At 70.5% G+C, this 17,159-nt stretch carries 18 protein-coding genes and 1 other RNA gene; 9 read left to right on the top strand and 10 right to left on the bottom strand.

The genetic code is table 11. The annotated features are described in order from the left end of the window. The first annotated feature begins 10 nt into the window (after positions 1-10). Genes NCCP_RS12590 through NCCP_RS12565 form a run of 6 tightly spaced genes read left to right on the top strand, consistent with a single transcriptional unit; the run spans position 11 to position 4,061 of the window. Complete coding sequence (locus NCCP_RS12590; protein WP_149957637.1) at positions 11-970, top strand: metal ABC transporter substrate-binding protein; 960 nt, start codon at positions 11-13, stop codon at positions 968-970. Next, on the top strand, positions 967-1,713 hold the full coding sequence (locus NCCP_RS12585) for a metal ABC transporter ATP-binding protein (RefSeq protein WP_149957636.1): 747 nt from the start codon (positions 967-969) through the stop codon (positions 1,711-1,713). The genes NCCP_RS12590 and NCCP_RS12585 overlap by 4 nt, the downstream gene beginning before the upstream one ends. After that, positions 1,710-2,564: a metal ABC transporter permease gene (locus tag NCCP_RS12580; protein ID WP_149957635.1), complete on the top strand. Its 855-nt coding sequence runs from the start codon at positions 1,710-1,712 to the stop codon at positions 2,562-2,564. Before NCCP_RS12585 ends, NCCP_RS12580 begins: the two co-directional genes overlap by 4 nt. Continuing rightward, positions 2,561-3,214 carry a metal-dependent transcriptional regulator gene (locus tag NCCP_RS12575; RefSeq protein WP_149957634.1) on the top strand — a complete coding sequence of 218 codons (654 nt, stop codon included), beginning with the start codon at positions 2,561-2,563 and terminating at the stop codon, positions 3,212-3,214. Before NCCP_RS12580 ends, NCCP_RS12575 begins: the two co-directional genes overlap by 4 nt. After that, positions 3,211-3,621: a fluoride efflux transporter FluC gene (locus NCCP_RS12570; RefSeq protein WP_149957633.1), complete on the top strand. Its 411-nt coding sequence runs from the start codon at positions 3,211-3,213 to the stop codon at positions 3,619-3,621. The genes NCCP_RS12575 and NCCP_RS12570 overlap by 4 nt, the downstream gene beginning before the upstream one ends. Beyond that, positions 3,618-4,061: a fluoride efflux transporter FluC gene (locus NCCP_RS12565; RefSeq protein ID WP_172627398.1), complete on the top strand. Its 444-nt coding sequence runs from the start codon at positions 3,618-3,620 to the stop codon at positions 4,059-4,061. The genes NCCP_RS12570 and NCCP_RS12565 overlap by 4 nt, the downstream gene beginning before the upstream one ends. Positions 4,062-4,180: 119 nt before the next feature. Here NCCP_RS12565 and NCCP_RS12560 read toward each other — a convergent pair whose 3' ends face one another. Both NCCP_RS12560 and NCCP_RS12555 read right to left on the bottom strand, forming a co-directional pair. Then, positions 4,181-4,552 carry a DUF2568 domain-containing protein gene (locus tag NCCP_RS12560; protein WP_149957631.1) on the bottom strand — a complete coding sequence of 124 codons (372 nt, stop codon included), beginning with the start codon at positions 4,550-4,552 and terminating at the stop codon, positions 4,181-4,183. Next, positions 4,549-5,307 carry an AfsR/SARP family transcriptional regulator gene (locus tag NCCP_RS12555; protein ID WP_149957630.1) on the bottom strand — a complete coding sequence of 253 codons (759 nt, stop codon included), beginning with the start codon at positions 5,305-5,307 and terminating at the stop codon, positions 4,549-4,551. Before NCCP_RS12555 ends, NCCP_RS12560 begins: the two co-directional genes overlap by 4 nt. 255 nt (positions 5,308-5,562) lie before the next feature. On the opposite strand from NCCP_RS12555, the gene NCCP_RS12550 reads away from it, so the two are divergent. The 3 genes from NCCP_RS12550 to NCCP_RS12540 all read left to right on the top strand — a co-directional run bounded on the left by NCCP_RS12550 (position 5,563) and on the right by NCCP_RS12540 (position 9,488). Beyond that, positions 5,563-6,957, top strand: a complete 1,395-nt coding sequence (locus NCCP_RS12550) for an aspartate kinase (RefSeq protein WP_149957629.1) — start codon at positions 5,563-5,565, stop codon at positions 6,955-6,957. A 206-nt stretch (positions 6,958-7,163) separates the two neighbouring features. Beyond that, positions 7,164-8,498 carry a diaminobutyrate--2-oxoglutarate transaminase family protein gene (locus NCCP_RS12545; protein ID WP_216364719.1) on the top strand — a complete coding sequence of 445 codons (1,335 nt, stop codon included), beginning with the start codon at positions 7,164-7,166 and terminating at the stop codon, positions 8,496-8,498. Positions 8,499-8,690: 192 nt separating this feature from the next. Continuing rightward, positions 8,691-9,488, top strand: coding sequence for a matrixin family metalloprotease (locus tag NCCP_RS12540; RefSeq protein ID WP_149957628.1), 798 nt, complete (start codon positions 8,691-8,693; stop codon positions 9,486-9,488). Here the strand turns inward: NCCP_RS12540 and NCCP_RS12535 are convergent. From NCCP_RS12535 to NCCP_RS12500, 8 genes are all read right to left on the bottom strand, one after another. Further along, positions 9,485-10,834 carry a phosphoribosyltransferase family protein gene (locus NCCP_RS12535; RefSeq protein ID WP_308655510.1) on the bottom strand — a complete coding sequence of 450 codons (1,350 nt, stop codon included), beginning with the start codon at positions 10,832-10,834 and terminating at the stop codon, positions 9,485-9,487. The genes NCCP_RS12540 and NCCP_RS12535 overlap by 4 nt on opposite strands. 159 nt (positions 10,835-10,993) lie before the next feature. After that, positions 10,994-11,362, bottom strand: a transfer-messenger RNA (tmRNA) gene (gene ssrA / locus NCCP_RS12530). Positions 11,363-11,505: 143 nt separating this feature from the next. Next, a complete protein-coding gene (gene smpB / locus NCCP_RS12525; RefSeq protein ID WP_149957627.1) occupies positions 11,506-11,979 on the bottom strand; it encodes an SsrA-binding protein SmpB in 474 nt (157 codons plus the stop codon). 57 nt (positions 11,980-12,036) lie between these two features. Further along, on the bottom strand, positions 12,037-13,407 hold the full coding sequence (locus NCCP_RS12520; protein ID WP_149957626.1) for a peptidoglycan DD-metalloendopeptidase family protein: 1,371 nt from the start codon (positions 13,405-13,407) through the stop codon (positions 12,037-12,039). Between the two features lie 94 nt (positions 13,408-13,501). Next, a complete protein-coding gene (ftsX, locus tag NCCP_RS12515; RefSeq protein ID WP_149957625.1) occupies positions 13,502-14,416 on the bottom strand; it encodes a permease-like cell division protein FtsX in 915 nt (304 codons plus the stop codon). Further along, on the bottom strand, positions 14,413-15,198 hold the full coding sequence (gene ftsE / locus NCCP_RS12510; protein WP_149957624.1) for a cell division ATP-binding protein FtsE: 786 nt from the start codon (positions 15,196-15,198) through the stop codon (positions 14,413-14,415). The genes ftsX and ftsE overlap by 4 nt, the downstream gene beginning before the upstream one ends. A gap of 305 nt (positions 15,199-15,503) precedes the next feature. Continuing rightward, entirely contained in the window at positions 15,504-16,175 is a 672-nt protein-coding gene (locus NCCP_RS12505; RefSeq protein ID WP_172627397.1) for a 3-oxoacid CoA-transferase subunit B, read from the bottom strand. Between the two features lies 1 nt (position 16,176). Beyond that, positions 16,177-16,959 (bottom strand): CoA transferase subunit A, encoded by a 783-nt coding sequence (locus tag NCCP_RS12500; RefSeq protein ID WP_149957623.1) that lies wholly within the window; start codon positions 16,957-16,959, stop codon positions 16,177-16,179. Positions 16,960-17,159: the final 200 nt, after the last annotated feature.

The following is a 17,159-nucleotide window of genomic DNA, read 5'->3' as shown; positions in this document are numbered from 1 at the left end:
ATATTTAGCCATGCCTAAAACTCCTGGCCACTCTTGGCGCCTCGCCGCCCGCGCGCTGGCTGCCGGCGCCGCGCTGGCGTTGGCCTGCCCGGGCCTGGCCGGCTGCGCCGGCCCGCCTCCGGCTGCGTCCCCCGCCCTCTCCCCGGCCGCGGAGGACGCCGGGAAGCCGGTGGTGCTGGCCACTTTCAGCGTCATCGCGGACCTGGTCCGCGAGGTCGGCGGCGACCGCGTGGAAGTCGTGTCCATCACCAAGCCCGGTGCCGAAATCCACGGATACGAGCCCACCCCTTCCGACCTGGCCAAGATCCACGAGGCGGACCTGGTACTGGACAACGGCCTGGGCCTGGAGCGCTGGTTCGAACGCTTCGTCCGCGGTCTCGATGTCCCGCACGCGGTGCTCTCCGAGGGCGTGGAGCCGGAGCCGATCGCCGCCGGCGCCTACACCGGTAAGGCCAACCCCCATGCCTGGATGTCCCCCGTCCAGGCCCGCGTCTACGTCTCCAACGCCGAAAAGGCGCTGGCTGCCCTCAGCCCCGCCGACGCGGAGTACTTCGCCCAACGCGCGGCGGACATGAGCGCCAAGCTGGAAAAGCTCGAGGCCCAGGCCCGGGAGCGGCTGGCCAGGCATCCCGGCGCGGCCCTGGTGACCTGCGAGGGCGCCTTCTCCTACCTGGCCCGCGACCTGGGCCTGCGCGAGCACTACCTGTGGCCGGTCAACGCCGACGCCGAAGGCACCCCGCGGCAGATCCGCGACCAGATTGCCTTTGTGCGGGAGCACGCCGTCCCCGTGGTGTACTGCGAATCGACCGTCAACGACGGCGCCCAGCGGCGCGTCGCCGAGGCAACGGGCGCCCGGCTGGCCGGACCCCTGTACGTGGATTCGATCTCCGGGCCCGAGGGTCCCGTTCCCACATTCCTGGACCTGGTCGCCTACGACCTGGACCTCATCCTGAAAGGACTCCCCCAATGAGCGCGTCCCCACCGGCGCTGGCCGTCGGCGGCCTGTGCGTCAGCTACGGCACGAACACGGCCCTGGACGGAGTCGACTTCGACCTGGCCCAAGGCGAGCTGTGCGGGCTGATCGGCGTCAACGGCAGCGGCAAGTCCACCCTGTTCAAGACCGTGATGGGATTGGAGAAGCCCACCCGCGGCACGGTCCTGATCTTCGGCATGGCCCCGGCCGAGGCCCGCAGGTCCGGACGCATCACCTACGTCCCGCAGTCCGAGGACGTGGACTGGACGTTCCCGGTCAGCGTCCACGACGTGGTCATGATGGGCCGCTACGGCTACATGGGGCGCTCCCGCCGGCCCTCGTCCGCCGACCGCGCCGCCGTCGCCGAAGCCCTGGAGCGGGTCGATTTGACCGGCCTCGCCGGACGGCCGATCGGGGAACTCTCCGGCGGACAGCGCAAGCGGGCCTTCGTCGCCCGGGGTATCGCCCAGAACGCGGACCTGCTGCTGCTGGACGAGCCGTTCGCCGGGGTGGACATCGCCTCCGAGCGACTGATCTCCGCGCAGCTGACCGCGCTGGCGGCGGCCGGGCGGACCGTCCTGATCTCCACCCACGACCTCGCCGGGGTGCCCCGGCTGTGCACCAGCGCCGTGCTGCTGCACCGGCGTGTGCTGGCCGCCGGCCCGCCCGCCCAAGTCCTCACCGACGCCAACCTCGCCTTGGCTTTTGGCGGGGACCCCGAACGCAGGGAGATCGCATGAACATCGTTTCCTGGCTGGCGGAGCCCTTCGGCTACGGCTTCATGACCAATGCGCTGGCCATCACGCTGGCCGCCGCGGTGGTTTGCTCGGTGCTCTCCTGCTGGCTGGTGCTCATGGGCTGGTCGCTGATGGGGGATGCGATCTCCCACGCGGTGCTGCCGGGCGTGGCCCTGTCCTACCTGGTCGGGGTGCCGTTCGCGCTGGGTGCGCTGGTGTTCGGCCTGGGCGCCGTCTACCTGATCGGTGGACTGCGCTCCTCCACGAAACTGAAGGGGGACACCGCCACCGGGGTGGTGTTCACGGCGCTGTTCGCCCTGGGCCTGGCGCTCGTGTCGAAGATCCCCAGCCAGGTGGACCTGGGGCACATCCTCTTCGGCAACGTGCTCGGAGCCGGACCGCAGGAACTGGCCGTGGTGCTCGGACTGGGGGGCCTGACGCTGGCGACCGTCCTGTACCTGCGCAAGGACCTGACGCTCCTGGCCTTCGACCCGGTGCATGCGCATGCGATCGGCCTGAACGCCCGTACGCTGAACGCCGTCCTGCTGGGGCTGCTGGCGCTCACGGTGGTCGCCAGCCTGCAGGCCATCGGCATCATCCTGGTCGTCGCCCTGCTGATCACCCCCGGAGCCACGGCGTTCCTGCTCACCCGCCGCTTCGGACGGATGCTGGTGATCGCCGCCGCCTTGGGCACCGTCTCCGCGGTCGCCGGGATCTACGCCAGCTACTACCTGGACCTGTCCACGGGCGCGTCCGTGGTGCTGGCGCAGGCGCTGCTGTTCCTGGCCGCGTACCTCTTCGCCCCGCGCAACGGGGTCCTGGTGGCGGGCCTGCGCCGGAGGGCCGCGGCATGAGCCCGGGTGTGGCCGGCGGGACGGGCGGGGCCGAACTCAGCGCCAGCGGCCAAACGTACCTGAAGACCGTCTACGGCCTGGGCGAGTGGGATACCGAGGCGGTCACCACCGGAGCGCTGGCCGCCAAGCTGGGGGTCTCCCCCGCCTCGGCCACCGCCATGGTGCGCAAGCTGGTGGAGCGGGGCCTGCTCGACCACCCGCCCTACGGGGCCGTTTCCCTGACCTCCACGGGCCGGGCCCGGGCGCTGGGCGTGGTCCGCCGGCACCGGCTGCTGGAGACGTTCCTGGTGCGCGAACTCGGCTACGGCTGGGACCAGGTCCACGAGGAGGCCGCGCGGCTGGAACACACCGTTTCAGACCTCTTCGTGGAGCGCCTGGACCGCCTGCTCGGCCACCCCGCCGCGGACCCGCACGGGGACCCGATCCCCGACGCCGCGGGCCACCTGCGCCTGCCCGCCGCGGTCCGGCTGGACCGCGCCCCGGCCGGTCCTGCCGTCGTCGTTCGGGTCAGCGACGCCAATGCCGAGACCCTGCGGGCCTGCTCGGCAGCGGGGCTGCTGCCCGGGGCCACGCTCGACGCCGGCGCGCACCCGCTCACGGCGGCCCAGTCCGCGGCGGTGTGGGTGGAGCCCCAGGAGACCCTGCGGTGAGGCGTGCCGCCGGCCGCCACGGTGCCGAGGCCGCCGTGCTCGGCGCCGTCGCGGCCGGCGGGTTCGCCGGAACTCTGCTGCGCTACGGACTGGGGCACGCGGTGCCCGAGGCCGGATTCCCCTGGACAACCCTTGGCATCAACATCGCCGGCAGCCTGGTGCTGGGCCTGATGACCGGTTGGGGGGCCGGCCGGCCCGGCATCCCGGCCTGGCTGGGCGCGGGCCTGGGGCCCGGGCTGCTGGGGTCCTTCACCACCTTTTCCGCCGTTGCAGTGTTCTCTGCCTCCGCGGGCGTGCCCGGGACGGTGGGCGCCTACCTGCTCCTGTCCCTGGTCTTGGGGCTGTCCGCAGCCGCGGCCGGACTGGCGGCGGGACGCGCCCTGGGACGTGCGGGATCCCAGCGGTGAGCGGGCTCGGGCTCGCGCTGGCGGTGGGCCTTGCCGGCGCGGCCGGATCCGTGCTGCGCGCGCTCTCCGACCGGGCAGCCCTCCGGCTGCAGACCGCGGTGCGGAGGCACCGCGGTCTCCCGCCGGAGCAGGCCGTGTGGCCCTGGGGCACGCTGGCTGTCAACGCCGCCGGATCACTGCTGATGGGTTTCGTGGTGGCCCGGCTCATGGCCGGCGATGTGGCGCACCCGGCCGGAACCGTGCTGGTGGCAGGACTGTGCGGTGGCCTGACCACCTTCAGTTCGTTCACCGTCGGCACGGTGGGGCTGTGGAAGCAGGGCCGGCGCCTGGCCGCTGCGGCGAACGTGGCCGCGAACCTGGCGGCCGGGATCGCGCTCGCCGGCGCGGGCCTGCGGGCCGGCGGGTTCTCCGGAGGGTCCTCCGGGGTGTTCTGGGGCTGAGGCAGAGCCTGGTTTTTCGGGACCGGAACCGCGAACGGTGCGTGGGTTGGGGGCGCAGCCTTCGGTGTGTGGCCAGGGCAAGGATCCCGGGCGGCAGGGGAAGCACCCCTCCGTGCGGGTCAGGCCCACTGGCTGCCGTCGCCGGCGCGGCCCGCCGCGGCGGCCAGCACGATCTTGAGCGCCCCGAGCACCGCCAATCCGGCCGCCCATCCGGCCAGCCCAACCACCGCCAGGGCCAGGGCGCCGGCCCCTGCCAAAACGCCGGCCACCATCGGGTGGCCCGGCCACCTCGCGCGGAACCGGGCCTTGGGCGACAGGAACATCCCCCAGAACACCGCCAGCACGGCCACGGTCACCAGCACCGCGGCCACCGGGGCCTGCGGAAACGACAGCATGGCCCAGGCGGCGAGCGCAAAAAACAGCGCGAGCTCCAGCACGAACGCCACCACCATATTCAGGGCCAGCAGTCCGTTCCCGCCGGCCCCGGTCACGGGCCGTTCCTGCCGACGGCGGGCCTGAACTCCGGGTTGCGGGAGATCCGCAGGGGGGCCATCAGTTCGGCCAGCCGGGGTGAGGGCTCGACGCCGAACTCATCGTTGAGCCGGTCCCGGAAGGCCTCGTAGCTGCGCAGGGCCTGGGCGATGTTGCCCTCGAACAGGTAGGCCTCCAACAGCAGCCGTTCGGCACTCTCCCGCAGCGGGTCCGTGGCGATCGCGCAGGCCGCGGCCTCCACCGCCAGCCCGGTCTCGCCGTGCTCCAGGAACTGGGCGGCCAGGCGCTCAAGGGCCTTCACCCGCAGCTGCTGCCAGCGTTCCTGCTCGGTGGTAATCCAGTCCTCGTACCACCCGGAGAGCAGTTCGGCGTTGCGCAGGGTTTCGAGCATCCTGACCCGCTCCAGCTCGCCCTGCGGGCCGTGGCTCATTTCCAGGGCCTCCGCCTGCCGCCGCACGATGTGCACGTCGACCGCCACGTCCGGGGACAGGGCCAGCGGATCGCGGCCTTCCACAAGCAGTCCCGGCAACTGGTGGGAAACCAGCCAAATGCTTTCCCGCAGGCTGCCGGTGGCTTGTTTCTCGGAACTGTTGGGCCAGAGCATGCCGGCCAGAAAAGGTCTCGGCTGGCTGCCGTAGAGCGCCAGCACCGCGATGAGGCGCTGTTGGCGGTACGTCACCCGGACCGGACGACGGTCCTGGAAGATTTCCCATCCCCCCAGCAAATGGACTTCCCAACTATGGCTTGCGGTCATGTTCTCCGGCTCCCCAAGGCAACGGCTCACATCGACGACGTCCCATTCCGGTCCCGTGCCCCCACCGCACCGCAACCCCGTCGTTTACTCCAGCTTGCCACTAGTGGGCCATGCAATAAACCCCTGCGGCCGAAGAACTGGCGGCGCCCGCCTTCCCGGGGGTTGTGACGCGCCAATAACGGGGCCGTAACGGCCGGACGCGTCAACTGGGGGGGACACGATTTCGGCGGAGACAACCCGAAGGAGTTCACCAAAATGCATCACCGCACCGCAAGAGGAGGGGTCTGCCCGGATCTGCCCCGGGTACCGCGCCCTTCTGTGTCCCGCTCCACGCCGAAGCCTGAGGCGGCTTCCGGCATCGTCGTCCAAAAATTCGGGGGATCTTCAGTGGCCACTCCCGAGGCGGTGCTCCGGGTCGCCCGGCGCATCATGGACACCCGCGAGGCCGGCTACCAGGTGGTCGTGGTGGTTTCCGCCATGGGCGACACCACCGACGACCTGCTCGACCTGGCCGTGCAGGTCGCGCCGAACCCGTCATCGCGCGAATTGGACCTTCTGCTCACCGCGGGAGAACGGATTTCCGTGGCCCTGCTGGGCCTGGCCCTGGCCGGCATGGGCGCCGTCCCGCGGCCCTTCGCGGGAGCCGAAACGGGGCTGATCACCGACGAGGTCCATGGCAAGGCCCATGTCCTCGACGTCGACACCCGCCGCGTTCGGAGTGCGCTCGGCCGCGGAGAGATCCCCATCGTGGCCGGCTTCCAGGGCCGCAGCCGCCGCACCCGGGAAATCACCACCCTGGGCCGCGGCGGATCCGACATCACCGCGATCGCCCTCGCCGCGGCGCTGAAGGCCGGCGTCTGCGAAATCTACACGGACGTCGACGGCGTCTACACGGCCGACCCGCGCATCGTGCCCTCCGCGCGGAAGATCGCAAGTATCTCCAGCGAGGGCATGCTGGAGCTTGCCGCCAGCGGGGCCAAGGTGCTGCATGTGCGGTGCGTCGAGTATGCCCGCCGGTTCGGGGTCACGCTGCACGTGCGTTCCTCGTTCTCGCAGCTGCCCGGGACCTTCGTGGTGCCCGATCCGCAGCGGGACGCCACCGCGGATCGGCCGGCCACCCTGGAGGAGCCCATCATCGCCGGCATCACCACCGACCGTTCGGAGGCGAAGGTCACCATCAGCGGCATCCCGGACCTTCCCGGGGCCGCGGCCCTGCTGTTCGAGGCCGCCGAACGCACCCAGGCCAGGATCGACATGGTCGTCGAAGGCGCCGACCCCCGCCAGGCGGGCACCGAACTGTCCTTCACGGTACCCGCCTCCAGCGGCCAGGCCGTGCTGGACGCGCTCCGCCGTGAGCGAGCGCGGGTCGGCTTCGGGGAGATCGGCTACGACGACGGTATCGGCAAGATCTGCCTGAACGGGTTTGGCATCCGCCGCGACCCGGAGGTCTTCTACCGGTTCTGCAAGGCCCTGGCCGATGCGGGAGTGGAACCGGAACTGGTGTCCGTTTCCGAGTTCCGCATCTGCGTGGCGGTCCGTGCCGAGGTGCTCGACGCGGCAGCCGCCGCGGTCCAGCGGGCGTTTGGCAGCGAGGCCGCAACGGCCTTCTCGCGGCCCGACCTCGACCTGGTGTCGGGCCAACTGGCCTAGGCCGGCGGTCCCTCCGGTCCGCCGGAGGGACCGCAATAACGCTCGCGTAACGCGCCGGTGACACTGGACGTCGTCCAATGGGTCCGGGGACCAAGGATCACGCACTTTCGCACAAGTGGCCCGGACCCATCGGCGCGATTCCTGACTAATAGGGGGAAACCATCTTGACCGCTCAACCAGTTTCGAGTGAATTCACTGCGCCCTTCGTGGCCGGACCGCTCCCGGGTCCCCGGTCGGCAGCCATGCTGGCCCGCCAGCAGGACCGCGAATCCAATGCCCGCACCTATCCGCGCCACCTGCCCATGGCCATCGATGAGGCCCACGGCTCGTTCGTCCGCGACATGGACGGCAACGTCTTCATCGATTGCCTGGCTGGGGCCGGGGTGCTCTCCCTGGGGCACAACCACCCGGAGCTGATCGGCATTGCCGCCGAACAGCTGGGCAGGTTCACCCACGGCCTCGACTTTCCGACACCCGCCAAGGAAGCCTTCATCGAGGCCCAACTGTCCATGCTGCCGGCCGCCCTGCAGGACCGCATGAAGATCCACTTCTGCGGTCCCACCGGGGCCAATGCCGTAGATGCGGCCATCAAGCTGTGCAAGACGGCCACCGGGCGCAGCGACGTGGTCTCCTTCCAGGGCGGCTTCCACGGCAGCAGTGCCATGGGCATGGCCCTCACCGGCCTCGTCCAGCAAAAAGCTCCGGTGGCCAACGGCATGCCCGGGGTCCACTTCTTCCCCTACACCTACTGCAGCCGGTGCCCCTTGGGCCTGGCCCGGGACACCTGTTCCTCCAACTGCGTGGCCTACCTGGAAAACACGCTCAGGGACGACCTCAGCGGCATGACGCGGCCGGCGGCGGTGATCCTGGAGATGGTCCAGGGCGAGGGCGGCGTCATCCCCGCCACGCTGGAATTCGTCCAGCGCCTGCGCGCGATCACCCGTGAACTCGCCATCCCGCTGATCGTTGACGAAGTCCAAACCGGATGCGGGCGCACCGGCACCTGGTTCGCGTTCGAGCAGTACGGCATCGAGCCCGACGTGATCGTCGCTTCGAAGGCGCTCAGCGGCATCGGCACCCCGGTCGCCGTCATCATTTACGACCGGGCACTGGACAAGTGGGCCCCCGGCGCGCACACGGGCACGTTCCGCGGCAATCAACTGGCATTCGCAGCGGGCGCGGAGGCCGTGCGGATCGTCCGCCGCGATGGCATCCTGGAGCAGGTCCAGCAGCGGGGACGCCAGATCGAATCGCTGCTCAAGCCCCTCGAGGCGCTGCCGTGGGTCCGCGAGGTCCGCGGCCGCGGCATGATGTGGGGCATCGAATTCCAGGATCCGGACACGGGCAAGCCGGGCGGGGACCTGGCCCAGCAGGTCCAGGACGAGGTCCTGCGCAAAGGCCTGATCCTGGAGACCGGCGGCCGCGGCGGCTGCGTGGTGCGCCTGCTGCCCCCGCTGAACACCACCGAGGACGTGGTGGAGCAGTTCTGCCGGATCCTGGTGGAGACCGTGGGCGCGCTCCGGGGGAAACAGGCGGCATGACGGCACCCTCCGAAGGCCATCATCCCCGGCACCGCGGCAGCAGAAGGCCCACCGCCCCGGGAGCGGCGGGAACGGTCGTTTCCCGCAAGGCTGCGTCCCCCAAGCGGCATCACCGCTTGGGGGACGCCCCCGCGGGACGGCAGGGGTCGGCAGGGGCGGGGCGTACGGCGGCGGGGGCCGGCAGGGGTCCCGATGCGTAGCCAGGCACCTGCTGCGGGGGGCGACGGCGGGTTCCATACCGCCCCCGACCGCCGCCCGCGGCCCGGGTACAGCGGCCGGCGCCGCACGGGAGCCGGGCTGGCGGGGCTTAGACTAGCGGGGCTCAGACCGGCAGGGCTCAGACCGGCAGGGCTCAGACCGGCAGGGCTGAGACTGACAGGGGCCGGGCTGGCGGGGGTCGGGGCGTCCCTGCTCCTGCTGCTGGCCGGCTGTGCCGACCCCACCCCGGACCAGGCGCCGACGGAGTGCAGCGTACCGGCCGGGTCCACCCTGCGGGACCTCGATCTCCAGGACTCCCCCGAGACGCCGTGGCGCAAGGAGGACGGGGAAGAGCTGCTGGTCTACTTCGAAACCGGCGGCCTCGAGGGCCGCTACGTCGGATTGTCCACGGACGCCGTGGACTACTGGTCCGTCAGCCCCTGCGTTGAGGCGGTGGCCGTGGCCTCCTGCCCGGAGGATGCCAACTGCGTCACCATGGTCTCGGTGGACAACGCCGGCGACGACGGGGAGAGCGACGGCAGCTTTTCCGGCCGGGACCGCGGCGCCTACCGGACCGGAGGAGAGATTACCCTGCACACGGGACTGCTGGACCGCTCCAGCGACAACGGCGCCCTGGCCACGATCGTGCATGAGATGGGCCACGCGCTGGGCCTGGTCCACCGGAAGGATTCGGAGGACGTGATGAATGCCTACACCTCCGACACCACCGATCCGGAGCCGGACGCCACCAACTTCGTGAACCTCGCGGTCATTTACGGCACCCGACACTAGCCGCCAGAAACCGGGCCGCCAGGCGGGCGGTCCCCGGGCGAGCCGTGCAGGTGCTCCACGAACCAGTCCCGGGCCAGCTCCGCGGCCTCGGACAGCGTCCCGGGCTCCTCGAACAGGTGCGTCGCCCCGGCCACCACCGCCAGCCGGGTGGGGCAGGTCATCAGGGACTGCGCCTGCCGGTTCAGCTCCAAGACGTATTCGTCCCGGCTGCCGACGACCATCAGCGTGGGTGCCCGGACCTCGCCCAGCCGGGGTCCGGCCAGGTCGACGCGGCCGCCCCGGGAGACGACGGCGGCGGCCGGGGAGGCGGGATCGGCGGCGGCCTGCAGGGCCGCGCCGGCCCCGGTGCTGGCCCCGAAATAGCCCACGGCGCAGCCGCGGGTGTCGGCGCGGGTGCCCAGCCAGGCGGTGACGGCCTCCAGGCGGCCGGCCAGCAGGCCGATGTCGAAGACGTTCGCGCGGTCGAGTTCCTCCTCCGCGCTCAACAGGTCCACCAGCAGCGTGCCGAGGCCCGCCTCCTGGAGGACGGAGGCCACGTAGCGGTTGCGCGGGCTGTGGCGGCTGCTGCCGCTGCCGTGGGCGAACACCACGATGCCGGTAGCGCCCGGCGGAACCTGCAGGTGGCCGGCAAGGATGACGTCCCCCACGGGGATCCCAACATCCTCGTCCGCATCGGGGCCCGCGGCCTCGTCCTTCTCTCGGGGGGCCGCGGCCGCGTCCAGCAGCGCTATGACCTCCTCCTCGCTGGTCGGCGAGAAGTCGTTGTAGTGCATTCCGACGGCCATAAATTCGCGCGGCATCGACATCACCACCACTTCGTCCGCACCCTCGGCGTGCTCGACGGCTTCGCGCGGAGCGACCGGGGCCGCCAGCACCACCCGTGCGGCGCCCAGGTGCCGGGCCACCTGGCAGGCGACGTTCGCTGTGGCGCCGGTGGCGATGCCGTCGTCAACCACCAGCGCGGTCCGGCCGGCCAGGCTGATGCGTGCGCGGCCCCTGCGGAACCGCAGGATCCGTTCCTCCATCACGGCGCGCTCGCGGGCCTCCACCTCATCAATCTCCTCCGGCGAAACGCCGGCGCGGGTGATCAGGTGCCGGTTGAGCATCCGGGCGCCGTCCTCCCCGATGGCGCCCATGGCGACTTCGGGCTGGAAGGGCAGCCCCAGCTTGCGCACGATGATCACATCCAGCGGGGCCCCCAGCGCCTTGGCGACCTCGTAGGCGACCGGAACGCCGCCGCGGGGCAGCCCGAGGACGACGACATCGTGCCCCCGCCAGTGTTCGAGGCGGCGCGCCAGCTGGCGCCCGGCATCCCTCCGGTCGGCGAAAACGACCATGGTCTTCATCTCCCTGCTGACGCGGCCTGTCCGGAGCCGGTACGCCGCCGGCCCGACGGTGCCCTGGCGTTTTCCCTTTGCCAGCATTGTCACCCTGCCGGGTGCGGCCCGCCATAGCTGCCGCGGAAACAGGAAGGGCCCCGCCGGTGGCGGGGCCCTTCCTGTTTGTGGTGGAGATGGGGGGAATTGAACCCCCGTCCGATGTGGTGTTGCCAGGGCTTCTCCGGGCGCAGTTTGCGTCGGATTTTCTCGGCCCCAGACATCATGCAAACGAGTGTCTGATCCGGGCCCAGTTACCTAAAAGTCCCGGCCACCCCGGTAACCCAGGTGGCCAGCAGTGGCTATCTAGCTGACGCCAGGAACAGGGGCGATAGCATCCCCTGGCTGACGGACCGTCTGGCTACTTAGGCAGCGAGAGCGAAGTCAGTGCGCTTAGATTCGGCACTTATTGGTTTACAGAGAGCGTTTACGAGATAACTCTGCATCCTCGGCCCGCTTCACCTGTCGCGACTCACATCGTCGAAACCGATCATCCCCGTATTTTGTTGCCAATGGGCTGCTGTCGCCGCCCACCTCCCGCAGCTTTCACCGCGGTACATCCATTCTAACCCACGGACCCCGCAAATCATTCCCGGCCCCGTGCCGAAGGAAACCGTCCCGAAGGAAACGGAGGTTCGGGCTCAGCCGCGCCGGTTGCGTTCGCGCATGGCGCGCAGGGCCTCGCGGTTGTCCTGTTTCTCGCGCAGCGTCTGGCGCTTGTCGTACTCCTTCTTGCCCTTGGCCACCCCAATTTCCAGCTTCGCGCGCCCGTCCTTGAAATACAGCTTCAGCGGGACGATCGTAAAGCCCGACTCCTGGATGCGGCGTTCGATCTTGGCCAGCTCCGCCCGGTGCAGCAGCAGCTTGCGGCGGCGGCGGGCGGCGTGGTTGGTCCAGGATCCGTTGAGGTACTCGGGGATGTACACGTTCTCGATGAACAACTCATCGCGGTAGAACTGGCCGAAGCCGTCCACCAGGGAAGCCTTGCCCTCGCGCAGCGACTTCACCTCGGTGCCGCTGAGCACCATGCCTGCCTCGTAGGTATCCAGGACATGGTAGTCGTGGAGGGCCTTGCGGTTGGTCGCAACGACCTTTTCTCCGGTTTCCTTGGGCATGCGCCACCTCCTGGAGTCGTTGGGGGTCCGCCGTCGGCGCGGAACATCCCCCCTACGCTACAGCAGGCCCAGCGGATCCACGGCGCTGCCGTCGAGGATCGTCTCGAAATGCAGATGGCAGCCGGTGGAGTTGCCGGTGGTGCCGACGTACCCGATGACCTGCCCCCGGCCCACGCGCTGGCCCGGGGAGACCACGTAGGAGGACATGTGGTGGTAGTTGGTGGCCAGCGCGTGGCCGTTGACCACGCCGTGGCTGACCGTGACCTTGTTGCCGGAGGACGCGGACATGGCCGCGAACCACACCTCCCCCGACGCCGCGGCGCGGATCGGAGCCCCGCAGGCGCCACCGAATCCCCAGTCGACGCCGGCATGCACGTAGCCGCCGCGCCCGCCGTAGTCGATGGTGCCGGCGGGGGTGGGCCGCCAGCCGAAGCGCGAGGTGATATAGCCGCCGGCGGTGGGGCGGATCAGGCCCCACCCGCTGACGGAGGTCTGCGGTTTCGAGGAGCTTCCCGAGGAGGAACTCCCCGAGGAGGAACTTCCCGAGGAGCCCGATGAGGAGCCCGCGTTGCGTTTCCTGGCCGCAGCCTCCTCGGCCTTGCGCCGGGCTTCGGCCTCGCGCAGCAGCTTCTCCTGGCGCGCCTTGATGTCGGCCAGGACCGCCGCGTGCTCGGCCTCCTGGGCGGCCAGGCGGGCCTGGATCTTCGGCCGCTTGGCGGCAAGTTCCTCGGTGAGTTCCTCGGTGCGGGTCACCAGTGCGTCGACCTCGCGCTTGGATTCCTCGGCTTCGTCGCGGGCGGCCTGCTCGCGCTCCAGCGCGGCCTCCGCCCTGGCCTTGAGCCCCACGATCTCCTCCTCCACCGCGGCCAGGCGGGCTTGGGCGTTGCGGTCCGTGGCGCCCTGCTGCCCCAGCCGGTCCAGTGCCGCGTTCTGGCTGCGCATGGCCTGGTCGGCCAGGTCGATTCCGTTGGCCAGGTCGCCGTCGGAGGCCGCCTCGAGGATCAGGGTGAGGTCGCCGGAAACGCCCCCGCGCTTGTACGCCTGGGTGGCAATCTGTCCGATGGCCTTGCGGACGTCCCTGTACTTGGCCTCGTCCTCGGCCACCTGCCGGGCGATTTGGCCCCTGCTCTCCTGCGCCAGCTCCACGCGCGCGGCCAGAGCGCCCACCTCGTCGGCCGCCGCCTGCACCCGGCCCTGGGCCTCGGCGAGGGCCGCCTCAGCGGCGGGCAGCTTGGACTGGTAGTCCTTGAGCTGGGCTGCGGTCTTCCGGATGTCCGCGTCGAGGTATTCGAGGTCCCCCTCCAGGCTCTGGATATTCTCCTCGATGTGCGCCTTCTGGTCATCGAGGTCGTCAGCGACCGCGCCGGAGGTGGCCACGCCCAGCGCCAGCAGCGCCGCCAGCGCCACTCCGGCCATCGTTCTGGGCATACTCCAGCGTCCGTATCCAGCCAAGCCAGCCTGTCCTTTCCAGAGGTCCGATTTCAGAGGGCCCCGCCGCGGTCCCGGGGCGGGGCACAGGGGCCTAAACCTTCAAGTAGCGCCTCAAGGTCAGGGCCGACGATACACCAGCCAGCAGCGCCCCCAGGGCCACCAGTGCCGGGGAGAGCAGCAGGACATCGCCGGTGGAGATGAACGCGGTACCCGGATACTCCCGGGCCAGCCTGCCCTCGATGAGGAACTGCGCCACGCCCCACAGCGCGGCGGCGGCCAGCACGGCTCCCAGCACGGCCGCGATGACGCCCTCGAGGACGAAGGGCAACTGGATCACCAGCTTGGACGCCCCCACCAGGCGCATGATGCCGGTTTCGCGGCGCCGGCTGAAGGCGGAGAGCCGGATGGTGGTGGCCACGAGCAGGATGGCGCAGACGATCATCACGGCGGCCACGCCCACCGCCACCAGGGAGGCAATGTTCATGATCGAGAAGATCTTTTCCAGCAGCTCGCGCTGGTCCACGACCACGTCCACGCCCTGCATCGAGGAAAAGAGTTCGTTGATGATTTCGTATTTCTCCGGGTCCACCAGCTTGACCCGGAAGGATTCGGGCAGCTGGTCGGCGGTGACGGTGTCCACGATGGGCGAGTTCCGGAACTGCTCGCGGAAGTGGGTCAGGGCCTGCTCCTGGGACTCGTACTCGAAGCTTTCGACGTAGGGCTTCACCGCCTCGGAGCCAAGCATCGCGCGGATCTCCTCGCGCTGCCCGCCGGTGACGGCACCCTCGGCACACGTGGCGGACCCGTAGTCCTCGCCGCAGAGGAACACGGCCACCTGCACGCGGTCATACCAGAAACCCTTCATCTGGTTGATCTGCATCTGCAGCAGGGCGGCGGAGCCGACAAACGTCAGGGACACGAACGTCACCAGCACCACGGAGACGACCATCGAGAGGTTCCGGCGCAGGCCGGAGGCGATCTCGGAGAGGACGAACGCGAGCCTCACAGGTCGTCCTCCTCGGTGTCGAAGGGGGCGATGGCCTGGGCGGCGGGTCGGGCCGCGGGCTGCAGCTCGCGGGTGCCGTCGGCGTTGATGACCGGGATCATGGTGGTGTACTCGCCCGCGGCCTCGTCGCGGATAACCTTTCCGGCGGAGAGTTCGATCACGCGCCGGCGCATGCTGTTGACGATGTCGTCGTCGTGCGTGGCCATCAGCACGGTGGTGCCGTTCTGGTTGATCCGGTCCAGCACGTTCATGATGCCCACGCTGGTGGCGGGGTCCAGGTTGCCGGTGGGTTCGTCGGCCAGCAGGATGCCGGGGCGGTTCACGATGGCCCGGGCGATCGCCACCCGCTGCTGCTCGCCGCCGGAAAGTTCGCCCGGCAGCCGGTGCCCCTTGCCCTCCAGGCCCACGGTGCGCAGGACCTCGGGCACGGTTTCGCGGATGACGGCGCGGCTCTTGCCAATCACCTGCATGGCGAAGGCGACGTTGCCGAAGACGTCCTTGTTGGGAAGCAGGCGGAAGTCCTGAAAGACGACGCCGATGCCGCGGCGCAGCCGCGGCACGCGCCAGCTGGGGATGCGGGCCACGTTCTGGCCCGCCACATACACTGAACCGCGGGTGGCACGGTCCTCGCGCAGCACCAGGCGCAGGAAGGTCGATTTGCCGGAGCCGGAGGCCCCGACCAGGAAGGCGAAGTCGCCCCGGTTGATCTCGATGTCGATTCCGTCCAGGGCAGGCCGGGACTTCTGGTCGTAGATCTTAGTGACGTGCTCGAATCTGATCATGGTGGTTCCGCCCACAGGGACCACCGGTGCGCGGCCATGGATGCGGGGCTTTGGCAGGGAACGGTTGCGGCACCGGCACTAGGCACTCTAGCGGCAGCCCCCACCTGGTCCGGGGACGCACGCCCGGCATGGCGCGCCGCGGTTCCTGTGAATCCGGCCATGGATCCGGGACCTGCCCGGGATCCCGCCCTGCGGAAACTCCGCACTGCACGTGGAGTGTCCGGTGCCCGCTCCCCCGCCCCGGCGCGGTTCCGCGCACCTGCGGTTCCCTGCCCCTGCGGTCCCGCGCCTGCTGCGCCGGACCCTCACGCCTCCCGCGGCGGCGGGGAACCCTCTTCCAGTCCCGGGGCCAGGGCCAGCGGGGCCTCGGTGGCGGCGCGGACCTCCTCCACTGTGGTGCCGGGGGCGGTCTCGGCCAGCACCAGGCCCGCGGCGGTCACGTCGATGACGGCCAAATCGGTGATGATGCGGTGCACCACGGCCCTGCCGGTGAGCGGCAGCGAGCATTCGGTGACGATCTTCGGGGAGCCGTCCCTGGCCACGTGCTCCATCAGCACAATCACCTTCCGGGCGCCGTGGACCAGGTCCATGGCGCCGCCAGGGCCCTTGACCATCTTGCCCGGGATCATCCAGTTGGCCAGGTCCCCGCGGGCGGACACCTGCATGGCACCCAGGACCGCCGCGTCGATCTTCCCGCCGCGGATCATCCCGAAGCTGGTGGCGGAGTCGAAGAAGGAGGCCCCGGGAAGGACGGTCACGGTCTCCTTGCCGGCGTTGATCAGGTCCGGGTCGACGTGGTCCTCGTCGGGATAGGGCCCGACGCCGAGGATCCCGTTCTCCGACTGCAGCACCACCGTGCGCCCGGCGGGCACGTAGTTGGGCACCAGGGTCGGCAGTCCGATGCCGAGGTTCACGTAGGAGCCGTCGGCCAGTTCGGCGGCGGCGCGGGCGGCCATCTGTTCGCGGGTCAGGGCCATCTCAGGCCTCCGCCGGGCGGGGGCGCACGGTGCGCTTTTCGATGCGTTTTTCGATGTTCCGGCCCACCTCGACGATGCGGTGGACATAGATGCCGGGCAGGTGGACCGCGTCCGGGTCGATCTGCCCCGGCTCAAGGAGCTCCTCGACCTGGGCGATGCAGATCCGTCCGGCCATCGCGGCCGGCGGGGAGAACTGGCGGGCGGCCTTGTTGAAGACCAGGTTTCCGTGGCGGTCCCCCCGGGCGGCGTGGACCAGGGCGAAGTCGGTCACGATCGACTCCTCCAGCACGTACTCGGCGGCCGTCCCGCCGGGCGCGAAGGTGCGCACGTCCTTGGGCGAGGAAGCCTGCACGACGTTCCCGGCGCCGTCGTACCGCTGCGGCAGACCGCCCTCGGCCACCTGCGTCCCCACGCCGGTGCGGGTGTAGAAGGCGGCGATGCCGGCACCGCCGGCGCGCAGCTTCTCGGCGAGGGTTCCCTGCGGGGTGAGCTCGAGCTCCAGTTCGCCGCAGAGGTAGCGGCGGGCGAACTCCCTGTTCTCCCCCACATAGGAGGAGGTCATCTTCCGGATGCGCCCGGCCTCGAGCAGGATCCCCAGTCCCCAGCCGTCGACGCCGCAGTTGTTGGAGACCACGGAGAGGTTGCCCGCGCCCTGGGCCAGCAGCGCCTCGATCAGCTGCACCGGATTGCCGGAGAGCCCGAAGCCGCCCACGGCCAGCGAGGCGCCGTCCGGGATATCCGCCACGGCCAGGGCGGCGGTGGCATAGGTTTTGTCGATCGCCATCTGAAGCGGCCTTCCTCCTCCGGGGCTCGCGCCCGTCCGGTTCCGCGGTGCAGGCCCCGCGGGGCCGCGGGCCCCGCAGCGGACCCTTGCCGCCATCCAACCGCCCCCGGACGGCGGAGGCAACCGTTGCCGGCCCTCCGGTTGCTCCCGGCCCGGAAACGGGAACGGCCCGCCTCCGGCGCGGGGTGCGCCGGAGGCGG

This window comes from Zafaria cholistanensis (assembly GCF_008580665.1).
GTDB classification, from domain to species: Bacteria; Actinomycetota; Actinomycetes; order Actinomycetales; family Micrococcaceae; genus Zafaria; species Zafaria cholistanensis.
This window is presented reverse-complemented; position numbering and strand designations above follow the sequence as displayed.

Coding starts and splice junctions, on each gene's coding strand:
- NCCP_RS12590 (WP_149957637.1), top strand. CDS start 11: ATGCCTAAAACTCCTGGCCACTCTTGGCGCCTCGCCGCCCGCGCGCTG.
- NCCP_RS12585 (WP_149957636.1), top strand. CDS start 967: ATGAGCGCGTCCCCACCGGCGCTGGCCGTCGGCGGCCTGTGCGTCAGC.
- NCCP_RS12580 (WP_149957635.1), top strand. CDS start 1,710: ATGAACATCGTTTCCTGGCTGGCGGAGCCCTTCGGCTACGGCTTCATG.
- NCCP_RS12575 (WP_149957634.1), top strand. CDS start 2,561: ATGAGCCCGGGTGTGGCCGGCGGGACGGGCGGGGCCGAACTCAGCGCC.
- NCCP_RS12555 (WP_149957630.1), bottom strand. CDS start 5,307: ATGACCGCAAGCCATAGTTGGGAAGTCCATTTGCTGGGGGGATGGGAA.
- NCCP_RS12550 (WP_149957629.1), top strand. CDS start 5,563: ATGCATCACCGCACCGCAAGAGGAGGGGTCTGCCCGGATCTGCCCCGG.
- NCCP_RS12540 (WP_149957628.1), top strand. CDS start 8,691: ATGCGTAGCCAGGCACCTGCTGCGGGGGGCGACGGCGGGTTCCATACC.
- NCCP_RS12535 (WP_308655510.1), bottom strand. CDS start 10,834: ATGAAGACCATGGTCGTTTTCGCCGACCGGAGGGATGCCGGGCGCCAG.
- smpB (WP_149957627.1), bottom strand. CDS start 11,979: ATGCCCAAGGAAACCGGAGAAAAGGTCGTTGCGACCAACCGCAAGGCC.
- NCCP_RS12520 (WP_149957626.1), bottom strand. CDS start 13,407: ATGCCCAGAACGATGGCCGGAGTGGCGCTGGCGGCGCTGCTGGCGCTG.
- ftsE (WP_149957624.1), bottom strand. CDS start 15,198: ATGATCAGATTCGAGCACGTCACTAAGATCTACGACCAGAAGTCCCGG.
- NCCP_RS12505 (WP_172627397.1), bottom strand. CDS start 16,175: ATGGCCCTGACCCGCGAACAGATGGCCGCCCGCGCCGCCGCCGAACTG.
- NCCP_RS12500 (WP_149957623.1), bottom strand. CDS start 16,959: ATGGCGATCGACAAAACCTATGCCACCGCCGCCCTGGCCGTGGCGGAT.